This is a genomic window from Salibacterium salarium, from assembly GCF_030813635.1.
GTDB lineage: Bacteria > Bacillota > Bacilli > Bacillales > Marinococcaceae > Salibacterium > Salibacterium salarium.
Genome location: NZ_JAUSUM010000002.1, coordinates 83,323 through 95,790, shown reverse-complemented (window position 1 = coordinate 95,790; position 12,468 = coordinate 83,323). Strand labels below are relative to the sequence as shown.

Below are 12,468 nucleotides of genomic sequence, written 5' to 3'. Positions count from 1 at the left end.
ATTTATTTTCATTTTTTCACTACTTTAATGCGCCTTTAGTAAACAATGGTTTGATTTCTGTTAACGGATGAACCTGTTCCTTTTCTTTTTTGCATCTATGGGATTTGGCTAAATCGCCATGCTCGTTTAACTTTATATCTAAAAACTGACTGATTTCAATCACTAATTGATTGTCTAAACTTCCGGCATCGTCACTCGCTTTGTACATCAGTCTTCGCAGTATATAAATATCTCTGTCTACGGTTTCTAAATAATCTTTTTTACACAAATCCAAACCACATTCCCCCTTTTTCATACGAACTAGGAGTGCATTCGATAACTGGCTGGCATATCCAAAAACTTAGCCCCTATAGTTTTGCGTCACCATTTTTCAATGGCTTTGCCCTTGTCGTACTTATTGCAATTTGGAATTGACCCATAGATGACATAGGAATAAGGTATTGGATACATTGTACCTAAAATTTTGAATTTTAGCAATAAAATTCATGAATTTTTAGTACGAGCTCATTGGGGGGGAAAGAGAAGAACAAATCTAAACGAAAACTGCCTTTAAACGGTTTTGGGGGAGATTTTCATCAATGCATCGCAAATAAATTGCGCCTTATAACATAAAGCAATGAACAAACCAGCCGTCTTTCTAACAGACAAGCTGGTTTGGTATATTTTATAGTCCTACTTTATTATAGCCGCCATCTACGTGTATCAGTTCCCCTGTTATTCCGCGCGCTAGATCACTCATTAAAAAGAGCGCAGTGTCACCGACTTCTTCTTGTGTAACCGGACGTCGTAATGGGGCTTTTTCTTCCATTTCTTTAATAACTTCATTAAAGCCACCAATTCCTTTAGCAGATAAAGTCCGCATTGGTCCTGCCGAAATAGCATTTACACGAATATTTTCTTCCCCTAAGTCATTGGCAAGATAACGTACACTCGCATCAAGGGAAGCTTTTGCTACTCCCATAACGTTATAATTTTTGACTATTTTTTCGCCTCCGAGATACGTCATTGTTATAATAGAGCCGCCTTCACTCATCAAATCCAATTCACGAACTACTTTAGCAACGGCAGTTAAAGAATAAGAACTAATATTGTGGGCTAACATAAAACCATCGCGGGTTGTATTCAAATAGTCACCATCAAGTTCTTCTTTATTCGCAAACGCTATGCAATGAGCCAACCCATGAATGGTGCCTACTTCCTCTTTGATTTGTTGAAACGTTTTTTTTATTTCCTCGTCATCAGTAATATCGCAAGGATACACAAGTGTCTTTTCTTGTTCGAGAGAATCAGCAAGCGTTCGCACGCTTTTCTCCATTCGCTCTCCACCATATGTAAAAATAAGTCTTGCTCCAGCTTTTGATAAGCTTTGGGCAATTCCCCAAGCAATGCTGCGTTTGTTTGCAACACCCATCACCACATAGGTTTTGCCTTCTAACGAAAGATTCATTAACAATCGCTCCTTTTTTATCAAACAATATTTGTTGGTTGTTCTTAATAGCAGCTGTTAAACTTATTATAGCATTGTCATCCAATAGAAGAAAGGAGTTCCAAAGATGAGTACTTATGATTTTATCGGGGATATACACGGCTGTTTCGACGAAATTTGTACGTGGTTTGACAAGGCTGGTTATAAAAATAGGGATAATATGTATTTTCATCCTGACGGGCGTATCCCTGTGTTCATAGGGGATTTGACAGATAGAGGTCCTCGTTCTGTTGAGGTAATCACATTAGTTACCAAAATGGTCGAAAACCAACTCGCTCATTACGTACCCGGCAATCATTGCAATAAACTTTACCGTTATTTACTAGGGCGTAATATTGTCGTAAGCGGCGGTCTTGAAACGACCATTGCAGAGCTTCAAAATCTTTCTCCAAATACATACGGTAATGTCCGTCGATCCTTTATGAATCTGTATGACAGCGCCCCGCTTTATCTTCGACTGGATAATAGTCAAGTAATTGCTGCGCATGCTGGTATTACAGAAAACCTCATCGGTAAAACGGGAAAAAAAGTCCAAACATTCGTGTTATATGGTGATATTACCGGAGAAAAGCATGAAGATGGAATGCCGGTAAGGCGCGATTGGGCGTCTGAATACTACGGATCACCGTTGATTGTATACGGGCACACTCCCGTTCGGGAACCTCGAAAGGTTAATAACACTATCAATATCGACACAGGTTGTGTATTCGGGGGCCAATTAACCGGACTTCACTACCCTGAAATGACCTACACCAAAGTTCCATCCAACATGCCATTTATTGTTGAGAAATTCAGATAACATTCAATTACCCCCCATCCCAAAGATTACGCATGTCTTCAGGTAATGGCGCGTCAATCTTATGCCACGTATCCGTGACTGGATGACAAAAATTCAATTCTTTCGCATGTAAAGCCTGGCGCGGTATTTCTATAGACAATCCTCCGTATAAATCATCACCTACTAAAGGATGACCGACATAAGAACTGTGAATACGTATTTGATGGGTTCGTCCTGTATAAAGGGTGAAAGTAACAAGGGACAGACCACGCCCCCTATGCTCTACTCGAAAACCTGTCCGGGCGTTTTTACCATTTGTCACCACATGCTGTTTGACAATACTGTCCGGGCGTTTTTCAATAGGTGCTAAAATCGTTCCAGTTTTGGGAAACCATTCCCCTTTAACTATCCCCGTATATTTCTTGAGACCTTGGTTGTTATAAAAAAATGCCGCCAACCGTTGATGGGCATAGCGATGCTTGGCAAGCGTAACAATACCACTCGTATCACGGTCAAGTCTCGATACTGCATGAAACGAAGCATTTATATTATTTCTTTCATAATAATGACGAACCGCTCCTGCTAAAGTTTCCTGCTCTTGTCCTCTACCTGGCAAAGTTGGGAGTTTCGGCGGTTTGTTAACAATTAATAAATGATTGTCTTCATATAAAATCGATAACGGTAATGGAGTTCGCGGAATACCTGATGGAAAAGAAACAGCTGGCAAATATACGGCAATTCTATCGCCGTCTTCAAGGATGTCATATCCACTGGCTGATTCATTATTTATTATAAGTTGGCCATCTTTTTTTACCGTTTTCCAAGTGCTCGATGACATCCCTTTTGTCTGCCTTAAAAATGATTTTAATTTTTTTCCTTCATCTTTTAAAGGAACATTCCATTCAAGGACATGAAAAGCATTCATACTCCTTTATTCTCCCTCTCCAATAAAGGATTCTTTCACTCTTTTCCAAAACGGAAATGGACGAAACCGGGCAAACCGGACATTTTCCTCGGCAACACGACACTGAATTGATTTTATAGATTGATCAACCACGGAAGTATGATCAACGGTTATTTGCATTTCTACATCATTTAGAGGTTTTAACAGACAAGTATGATGCTGTGGTAATACTAATGGAGAACCAACTGTTCGATACACACGGTTATTAATTGACGCCATTTCAGTCAACTGCATGGATGGTAACGAAGGATGAATAATAGCACCACTTAACGCTTTGTTATAAGCCGTACTGCCTGACGGCGTCGAGATACAGAGTCCGTCACCACGGAATGTCTCAAACGGTTCTCCTTTTATATCTACATTACACACCAAGGATCCTTCCAACGCTTTCACTGTACATTCGTTTAAAGCTAGATAACGGTCTGTTTCTTTTGTATCATAATGGCGAACGACAACTTCTAAAAGCGGATATTCCACTACTTGAAATGGGGTTTTAGCAATATGAATTACTAGCTTTTCTACTTCCTCTGGCTGCCAATCTGCATAAAACCCTAAGTGACCTGTGTGTATGCCGACAAAACATGTTTGCTCTAGCCTTTCGTGGTAATCATGAAAAGCTTGGAGAAGAGTACCATCTCCTCCAACACTAATTATAATTTCAGGTTCATCCTCATTTTCAGTCAAACCATGTTCTTTTAAACTAGCCGTAATATCTTTTTTTAGCGCATCGGATACGTCATCTCCTCTAGATGTAACCGTAAAATGCATGCCGCCGCCTCCCTTCACTTACCTTTTTATTATTTTGTGGACCTTGAGGATCCTTCGCGGTTTTTGATAATAATTTGTTGGGCTTCCCGTACTTCGCCTTTTATTTTAGACATTTCCTCATCTAGCTGAAAAGCAGCTTCTGCCGCCCGCTGCAACCGCTCCTTCACTTCATCCGGTATTTCCCCACTGTATTTATAATTCAGAGAATGCTCAATTGTCGCCCAAAAGTTCATCGCCATAGTTCGTACTTGAACTTCGACAAGGACATATTTTTCTCCATCAATAGTATGCACAGGATATTCAATAACCATATGATAAGAGCGATAGCCGCTTTCTTTTTTTCTTTTTATATAATCTCTTTCTTCCATCACTTTAAAATCCGAGCGAGAACGAATGAGTTCTACAATCGTATCGATATCATTAACGAATTGACAAACTAAACGTACCCCTGCAATATCCTGCATTTCTCTGGCTATTCGATCGAGTGGGATATTTTTGCGCTGCGCTTTTTCCAATATGCTTGTCACAGGTTTTACCCTCCCTGTTACAAACTCTATCGGAGTGTGTTTTGAAGACAATTGATATTGCTCCCGCAGACCTTTTAATTTCACTTTCAATTCCTCCACCGCTTGCACATACGGTGTTAAAAAGGTATCCCAGTTACTAATAGCTAGCACCACCTGTTCTGGACAATTTTATAATCATAGTTGAAATGCTTCTTCTACAGCTTCTACCATCGCCGAACCATAGTTTCCGTTTCCTGGTACATTATCAAGGATATATGCCATCTCTCTTTGAAATTGATCAAGACGAATATTTGAAGGACCTTCAAGAATAATTTCCAATTGCTGATCGCTTGCTTCTTTCAAGTGTGGCCATACTTGTTTAGGCATACGTAATTGCACAAACGATTCAACAGATTCGAGCACATATACAAGGGTTAACGCATCGGAATCGGCAAGCATACGTCCTCCGTCTTCTAATTTTTCCCACTCGCTCTCTGGCCAATCCTCAATTGGTTTTAAGTATAATTTATTTCCTTCTCTTATTATTTCGGTAACTGTCAATACGTGTTCCATCATTCCACCTCTTTATTACGTTCATCTGTTTCTATATTACCATACCTCTCCCATAGGAAGAAAAACACTATTCTAGTATTCGGTTTTGCTCTTGTGATTTTAATCCATCGGTAAGAACGACGATTTCCAAACGATATGATATCATAAAAACAGAGCATACGTCTTTATCATTTTAAGAGTGAAAGGAAGAAATAGTAATGGCCCAAGAAACAGAAATTGAGAAAAAAAATCTTTTAACAGAATCGGAATTTCTTCATCTTTCCGAAGTCTTTCAAATAAATAAAAATGATTTTTTTTGGCAGGCGAATTCATATTTTGACACTGTAAACGACGATATTAAAAAGCAAGGCGCTGCACTGCGTATTAGAAAAAAGAAAGATATGTATGAACTAACTTTAAAGCAGCCGGCAAAAGAAGGTTTGCTTGAAACTAATCAGAACTTAAGTGAAGAAGAAGCGAACCAAGCACTATCATCTTCATTCTTTCCTGATGGTGAAGTAAAGGATGAACTCCAATCTTCTCTTAATATCGATAGTGATGCATTACGTTTACTAGGGACATTGGAAACTTATCGTGGCAAGACACCTTTTAAAGAAGGACTGTTGTTTTTAGATCAAAGTGTGTATTTAGATACTCAAGACTTTGAAATAGAAATTGAAGGACCGACCGAAACAGCCGTTCAAATCTGGATGAATGATCTTCTAAATAAACACGGAATCCCTGTACGTCAAACTCCTAACAAAATAGAACGATTTTTTTTGCGCAAACAAGAACAAAAAGAATAGAACAGTAACTAAGACATATTGCCTACAATAAATATTTTTGGTATATTTTTCTTAAATAGTTCTGCAGATGAAAGAGGTGAAAAGGTTGACGATTGCTCCTTTGTTTCAAATACTTAAATCGGTAACAAATCATTACAATCCGTCTTCTAATACAGGAAATACTCCTTCGTTTCTTTCCTCTTTTCAAACATATTTAGACAACGAACTTGGCAACCAGTTCAGTATTCAAACAGAAAACGATTCGTCCTCTGACGAGATGTCTTCTTTATTTTTGTCACCAGAAAGTAGCGCTCGTTATTTTCAAAATGCTGTATCTTCCGAACAAGTTGGCTCAACAACAGGTGGAAACGCAATGCCGTTGAACCATAACGAAACAACAACAGATGATGATTATTCTTCTCTCATCTCTTCAAGTGCTGAGAAATTTGGAGTCGATCCTAATCTTATTCAGGCCGTTATTCAACAGGAGTCGAATTTTAATCCTGACGCTAAAAGCAATGCAGGCGCGATGGGACTAATGCAGCTTATGCCTGGCACAGCTAAGTATTTAAATGTAGATAACCCTTACAACCCTCAGGAGAATATCGAAGGGGGTACAAAATACTTAAAAAATATGTTGGATAAATATAACGGTGATGAGTCACTTGCGCTTGCTGCTTATAATGCCGGCCCTGGTAATGTAGATCGTTATAATGGTATTCCTCCATTTGAAGAAACCCAATCCTACGTGCCAACGGTAATGAACAATTATCAGTCACTTACATAAAAGAGTGAGGCTGGGACAAAAACATTATCAAAGACAAAAAACCCGAACGATTCCTTCAATGAATCGTTCGGGTTTTTGTAAATTGTTTTATCGCTACGTCAAATGAGGTCGCTTTCCGCGGGCACGGATCGAAAAGAGAAAGATCGGCTAAAAGCGGCACGTCCTGTGCCAACACCGATCTGACCCGCTTCCTGCGGGGTCTCGATACACGTGCTATTCCCGCAGGAGTCGACTTCATTTGACTTCGCTGTTCCGTGCAGCTATAACATCAATCTCGAAATGTTCGTTTTTTCACAACACTTCTTTCTTTTGTCCCAGACTCTCATTTCTAATTGTTATCCCTCGCTCCTTCAAAATACTCCGCTTTTTAACCGACACGCCTTCTTCACAAGATGATCACCGTCCTTTTTTTATTTAAAGGTATATATAAATAAACAGTGCCTATACCTTTTTTCCATCCTTTTCAGAAGCCCCCGCGGAGCCTTCAAATTTTGACTACGTTACATATCTACTTTTATCATTTTGACATTTCATATTGTCTGAAGCAGACTATTCCGTCTTTCTCTACCCTATTTTTGTTTATAAAGGAAAATATATGCTTTGTCGTTTTTTTAACGCAAGCGTCCAGCCACTCAGGCTTTCAAACCACTTGCGCATTTTTATTCTCTTTCTCTAATTCTTTAATTAATATTTGTGCTTTTCGCAGGGAATTTATAAAAATAACCACCTCAAAACCAAATCATTTGCTGTCCTGTAACAGCCTTGCTACAATAAAATAAGAAAGTGACATTTATGTGATCAAGAGTTACGACTATAATTCTTTTTCCTTGAAAAGTTTCGATCTACCCGTTATCTTGAATCAAGTGCTTTTAAGAACGTGTGTAGAGAGAGGAGCACCATTATGCAAAACAACGAAACTTTATATGAAAAGATTGGCGGTCTGGAAAGAGTAGAACTTCTTGTAGATATGTTCTATTCGAATGTAAAAGAGCATCCCGCTCTTTATCCGATATTTCCGGATGATTTAACCGAAACAGCCCGAAAACAAAAACAATTTTTAACCCAATTTTTAGGTGGGCCTTCTTTATATACTGAAGAACATGGACATCCAAAACTTAGAGCTAGGCATCTTCCATTTCCGATTACACGGACACGAGCAATCGCTTGGTTATCGTGCATGGAAGATGCTATGGATGAAATAGAACTAGAAGAACCTGCACGAGAAGAAATAGTGCAACGACTAACCCTAACCGCACAACACATGGTTAATACAGCCGAAGAATAAACACAGAAAGGAGTCGAGACCAGTCATGAACAAAGATAAACAGCTCGATTGCGATGAATCGCTGGGAGTCTGCGGTCTTTCTCCTGGGGAAGAGGGGGCAGTACAACGGGAACCAAAGAAACTAGAACTTTATGTTTTCGTCGACCCGCTTTGCCCTGAATGTTGGGCCTTTGAACCAACATTGAAAAAATTAGTGCTTGAATACGGCCACTATTTTTCATTACGTTTTTTTGTAGCAGCTCACCTTGATTCGTGGAACGTTTCCGAAAATAAACAGCATAAAGAACAGCGCAATTTGGCTGATCTTTATGAACAAACGGGATACCAAACCGGAATGTCCTGTGACGGGGATGTTTGGCATGAGAACCCTGTAAATTCACCTTACGCTCCGTCTCTTGCAATAAAAGCAGCAGAAATGCAAGGTCGACAGCTTGCTACCGTATTTTTCAGGCGTATTCGTGAAATGTTATTTTTAGACAAAAAAAATATTGCCGATGAAAAAGTTTTAACGGATTGCGCCAGACACGTCGGTCTTGATGTCGATGAGTTTCAAAAAGATATACATTCAGACTGCGCCGTGAAAGCTTTGCAATGCGACGTGAAGACAACAAAAGAAATGGAAGTGGAAAAATCCCCTACTTTTATTTTCTTTAACGATTGCGTAGAAGACGGCGGTTTAAAAGTTTCCGGTCTTTATTCTTTTGATGTATATATAGAAATTATGAAAGAAATGCTCGGAAAAGAGCCGATTCCAAAAGAAAAATTAAGCCTCGAAGAATTCATGAAAAAATTTGAATTTGTTGCTACAAAAGAAGTTGCTGTTGTCTATGATTGGAGCGAAAAAGTAGCCAAAGCCAAGCTGAACGAACTCGCGTTACAGCAAAAGATTGAACAGGTACCAGTGAAACACGGAGTGTTTTGGAAATCAATCGTCTAATTTTGTGAAGTTACTATATGAGAAGAGTCATATATTTGTCCTCCTCTCCATAAAATAAAGCAACAACCGTCATCGGAGAGGGATAATGATGAAAAAAGTATTCTTCAGTATTTGTTGCACCACCTTCAGCTTTATACTTTTTATCATGGGGCTAATGAACATGTTTCCCCTTTTTATAGCCACTCTTTTATTATTCTTATCCATCTTCTTTTCTGTATTCTTTTTTAACGAACGGCATCGTTTTAAAGGAATTCATCATTAACACAAAACGCCCGTAGGACTCAGGTAACTGAAGCTTACGGGCGTTTTATTGTTATACTATTTTTCTTCCGCTAACAATTGTTCCATTTCATTTAAAGTTTGTTCAAATAATACCATCGCCTCTTGTACGGGTGCTGGTGAGGTCATATCTACACCTGCTTGTTTCAATAAATTTATAGGATAATCCGAGCTTCCTGATTGTAAAAACTCTAAGTAGCGTTTTACTGCCGGTTCTCCCTCTTCTAAAATCTGGCGGGACAGCGCTGCAGCTGCACTATAACCGGTAGCGTATTGATACACGTAAAAGTTCATATAGAAATGGGGAATACGTGACCATTCTAACGCAATGTCATCATCTACTGTCATATCTTCCCCGAAATATTTTTTATTTAATTGATAGTATTCTTTTTCAAGCAAATCCGGGGTTAATGGTTCGCCAGCTGCTGCTTTTTCATGAATAAGCTGTTCAAACTCCGCAAACATTGTTTGGCGAAATACAGTTCCTCGAAATCCTTCCAAGAAGTTGTTTAACAAATACATTCGCTGTCTTTTATCTTCTGTTGTTTGTAGCAGATGTCTATTCAGCAGAGATTCGTTAACAGTAGAAGCTACCTCTGCTACAAAGATGGTGTAATCTGAATAACGAATCGGCTGGTGCTTGCGGCTAAAATAACTATGCATGGAATGTCCAAGTTCATGAGCGAGTGTGAACATATTATTCACATTATCCTGCCAGTTCATGAGAACATAAGGTTTTGTACCATAAGCTCCTGACGAGTAAGCGCCACTTCGTTTCCCTTCGTTCTCATACACATCAATCCAGCGGCTGTTAAAACCTTCTTCCACCGTTTTTACATAATCTTCACCCAAAGGTTCTACTGCTTTTAATACTTGTTTTTGTGCATCCTCATAGCTGACTTTCATGTCGACATCTTTAACGAGGGGCGTGTATAAATCGTAGTTGTGAATTTCATCAAGATCAAGCACACGTTTTCTTAAGCGGACATATCGATGTAATAAATGCAAATGATCATTCACTGTATCAACAAGTTGATCATAGACAACTTCAGGAATGTGGTTAGCGCTTAAAGCTGCTTTTCTCGCGGATTCGTAGTTTCTTACATTTGCCGAAAATAAATGTTTTTTCACTTCCCCGCTTAACGTACTTGCAAAGGTATTTCTATATTTTTTGTACGTGCTGTATACAGCATTAAACGCATCGCGCCGAACTCTACGGTCATCGCTTTCAAAAAACCGCAAGATACGTCCGTGTGTCACTTGTACTTCTTCCCCGTTTTCATCTTCTATCGTCGGGAATTTTAAATCTGCATTATTCAGCATGCCAAACGTATTCCCAGGAGTTGCAGTAACTTCTGAAACTTGTGCTAAAATCGATTCTTCTGATTCATTTAACACATGTGGACGTTCTTCATTAATTTCTTCTAATGCTTGCTTATAAAATGTGAGTCCTTCATGCTTCTTTAAAAATTGAGTTAATGTTTCTTCTGGAATGGATAGAATTTCAGGAGTGACAAATGCCATAGCCTGTCCAAGCTTTGCAGCAAGACTTGACGCTCTATCCTCCAACCCTTGATAAAAGGAATTTCCTGTATCTTGATCAGCACGCATATGCGCATACGAAAACAGTCGTCCAAAACGTCCACCAATTTCATCTTGCTTCTTTAAACAATGATAGAGATTGTCAGCAGACTCCCCTAACGTTCCTTTAAAGGATGTAATGTCGGGTAGCAAGTTTTTGACCGCTTCAAATTCTTTTTCCCACTCTTCATCCGTTGAAAAAATATCCTCTAAATCCCATGTCCATTCTTTAGGTACATCTTCTCTTTTAGGTAAATTTTTCGTTTCTGTCGTGCTCATACAAACACCTCCAATATTCTCTTCCATTTTACCGAACTTATGGAAGAAACTCCAACATTACAATTATGCTTCTTTCTCTAAAATATGCTACGGTACCTTTTTTTATCCATCTCGAATCCTTCATCTAGTGACCGGGGTAAATATATTTGCTCGGTTCTCATCCAACCAGTATTAGTTTGACGAAGAATTTTCATTTTTTGAAGCAGTTCAAGATACCCGTGAATACTGTTTTCTAAAGGATTTGTAATAAGTGGAAGAGACCTTGTTTTAAAATGAGAATTCATTATCGGAGAAAAAGCTTCTACTACAGTTCGCCAGGAAAAGGAGTGATACAAAGGAACAGTAGTTAATAGTTGTAATAAAAAAGCACTTTGCCAGAGATGTGTTGATGTTTCCACATATTCCATTCCGTTTACCGGCCACCCAGCCTCCCCTGGAAAGTATGGGATATCTGATCGTAAGGAGGCAAATAACCGTCGAGCATAGTATTTGTCTTTATGATTACGCCAATCACTTCTTTTATAGCGCCACTGCTTCTTCTTATAAAGCCATGATTTGTACCAATCCCTGTTTCCATTTATCGTTGCAGGAAGACGAATAATAAGAGATAGACTTGTGTTAACAGCTGCAAGCGAATAAAGGTCCGCAAATGTTGTAGTAGAAGTTAGAACAGCTTGAGGAAATAAGAAATAAAATGTTGCGGAAGAGGGAGAAAAATAAGTGAGTGCGCGTTGATGATCATGATGACGTTCTCTTAAACCAATCCATTCAAAAGAATGAATCGAAAAACGTGGTGGTGTGGGTGTGAGAGACCGTATTCTTTGAGAGGAAAATATCCAAAGGGGAATAATGCACTCCGACAAATAATCTTTTGTGCGTTCCAATGCTTCCTCCGCAGAAATGGAAGCGCATTGAAATTCAATGGCGTATTTTTGATTACGGTAGGTGAAAAAAAGATCCGCTCTTCGTTGAATAGCAGGGAGAAATAATTCAATCGTCGGGGAAATACCGTTCGAGCAAAGCCATTTATATAGTTCAGCTTTTCCGGCAAGGTGTTCTTCGGTTTCAGGTTCTGCAGAGGCAACCGGACACTCATAAGACTGGCGGTGAGCAAAATGCCAACGTCGTTTTGTTCCTTTTTTCATCACGACTTCCTGCTGACAAACTGGACAATAATAAGGTGGATTATCACGTACAACATTGGAAGAATGAACTAACGATATTCGTTCGTTCATTTTAGTAAGAGCTACAAACATATGTCCCTCCTTTCTCTACTATCACCTTATTCGACATCTATCGTCCTATTCCTTTTTTTGTTTTGGTAAATAACCGAATCACCCTAAAAACAATCACCTTCAGGAGAACGCTTTCGACGAAGCATTCCCTCCACCTCATATTGGTTGGAGATGCGACTTACTCCACTTATGCTGCAAAATTGCGCTGTTGCACGTTATTACAAAAAAAACCAGCCCAAAAAAGGG

Annotated in this window: 14 protein-coding genes and 1 riboswitch; of the genes, 6 read left to right on the top strand and 8 right to left on the bottom strand. The window is 39.1% G+C overall.

Annotated features, from left to right (window positions below; all coding sequences use genetic code 11):
- Positions 1–19: 19 nt before the first annotated feature.
- Together J2S78_RS06230 and fabI are read right to left on the bottom strand one after the other, a co-directional pair.
- Entirely contained in the window at positions 20–274 is a 255-nt protein-coding gene (locus J2S78_RS06230; protein WP_306897114.1) for a Spo0E family sporulation regulatory protein-aspartic acid phosphatase, read from the bottom strand.
- Between the two features lie 37 nt (positions 275–311).
- Positions 312–394, bottom strand: a riboswitch (cyclic di-GMP riboswitch).
- Between the two features lie 270 nt (positions 395–664).
- A complete protein-coding gene (gene fabI, locus J2S78_RS06225; RefSeq protein ID WP_306897111.1) occupies positions 665–1,447 on the bottom strand; it encodes an enoyl-ACP reductase FabI in 783 nt (260 codons plus the stop codon).
- 106 nt (positions 1,448–1,553) lie between these two features.
- Here fabI and prpE point away from each other — a divergent pair, with 106 nt between their 5' ends.
- Positions 1,554–2,285, top strand: a complete 732-nt coding sequence (gene prpE / locus J2S78_RS06220; protein ID WP_306897109.1) for a bis(5'-nucleosyl)-tetraphosphatase PrpE — start codon at positions 1,554–1,556, stop codon at positions 2,283–2,285.
- A gap of 7 nt (positions 2,286–2,292) precedes the next feature.
- Here prpE and J2S78_RS06215 read toward each other — a convergent pair whose 3' ends face one another.
- The 4 genes from J2S78_RS06215 to J2S78_RS06200 are packed head-to-tail and all read right to left on the bottom strand — an operon-like array spanning position 2,293 to position 5,075.
- Entirely contained in the window at positions 2,293–3,189 is an 897-nt protein-coding gene (locus J2S78_RS06215; protein WP_306897107.1) for an RluA family pseudouridine synthase, read from the bottom strand.
- A gap of 6 nt (positions 3,190–3,195) precedes the next feature.
- Complete coding sequence (locus J2S78_RS06210; protein WP_306897106.1) at positions 3,196–3,996, bottom strand: NAD kinase; 801 nt, start codon at positions 3,994–3,996, stop codon at positions 3,196–3,198.
- Positions 3,997–4,025: 29 nt separating this feature from the next.
- Positions 4,026–4,664 carry a GTP diphosphokinase gene (gene yjbM, locus J2S78_RS06205; protein WP_306898730.1) on the bottom strand — a complete coding sequence of 213 codons (639 nt, stop codon included), beginning with the start codon at positions 4,662–4,664 and terminating at the stop codon, positions 4,026–4,028.
- Between the two features lie 33 nt (positions 4,665–4,697).
- On the bottom strand, positions 4,698–5,075 hold the full coding sequence (locus J2S78_RS06200; RefSeq protein WP_306897105.1) for a UPF0738 family protein: 378 nt from the start codon (positions 5,073–5,075) through the stop codon (positions 4,698–4,700).
- A gap of 197 nt (positions 5,076–5,272) precedes the next feature.
- Between J2S78_RS06200 and J2S78_RS06195 the strand changes: the two genes are divergently transcribed.
- The 5 genes from J2S78_RS06195 (at position 5,273) to J2S78_RS17150 (ending at position 9,110) form a co-directional block, all read left to right on the top strand.
- Positions 5,273–5,860: a CYTH domain-containing protein gene (locus tag J2S78_RS06195; RefSeq protein WP_306897103.1), complete on the top strand. Its 588-nt coding sequence runs from the start codon at positions 5,273–5,275 to the stop codon at positions 5,858–5,860.
- Positions 5,861–5,945: 85 nt separating this feature from the next.
- The gene (locus J2S78_RS06190) at positions 5,946–6,626 is read left to right on the top strand and encodes a lytic transglycosylase domain-containing protein (protein ID WP_306897102.1); all 681 of its coding nucleotides are present in this window, start codon (positions 5,946–5,948) and stop codon (positions 6,624–6,626) included.
- Positions 6,627–7,527: 901 nt separating this feature from the next.
- On the top strand, positions 7,528–7,911 hold the full coding sequence (locus J2S78_RS06185) for a globin domain-containing protein (RefSeq protein WP_306897100.1): 384 nt from the start codon (positions 7,528–7,530) through the stop codon (positions 7,909–7,911).
- Between the two features lie 25 nt (positions 7,912–7,936).
- Positions 7,937–8,848 (top strand): ClpXP adapter SpxH family protein, encoded by a 912-nt coding sequence (locus J2S78_RS06180; protein WP_306897096.1) that lies wholly within the window; start codon positions 7,937–7,939, stop codon positions 8,846–8,848.
- Between the two features lie 85 nt (positions 8,849–8,933).
- Positions 8,934–9,110, top strand: coding sequence for a hypothetical protein (locus tag J2S78_RS17150; RefSeq protein WP_503167817.1), 177 nt, complete (start codon positions 8,934–8,936; stop codon positions 9,108–9,110).
- Between the two features lie 56 nt (positions 9,111–9,166).
- Here the strand turns inward: J2S78_RS17150 and pepF are convergent, their stop codons facing one another.
- Both pepF and J2S78_RS06165 read right to left on the bottom strand, forming a co-directional pair.
- Entirely contained in the window at positions 9,167–10,987 is a 1,821-nt protein-coding gene (gene pepF, locus J2S78_RS06170) for an oligoendopeptidase F (protein ID WP_306897094.1), read from the bottom strand.
- 77 nt (positions 10,988–11,064) lie between these two features.
- The gene (locus J2S78_RS06165; RefSeq protein WP_306897092.1) at positions 11,065–12,243 is read right to left on the bottom strand and encodes a competence protein CoiA; all 1,179 of its coding nucleotides are present in this window, start codon (positions 12,241–12,243) and stop codon (positions 11,065–11,067) included.
- Positions 12,244–12,468: the final 225 nt, after the last annotated feature.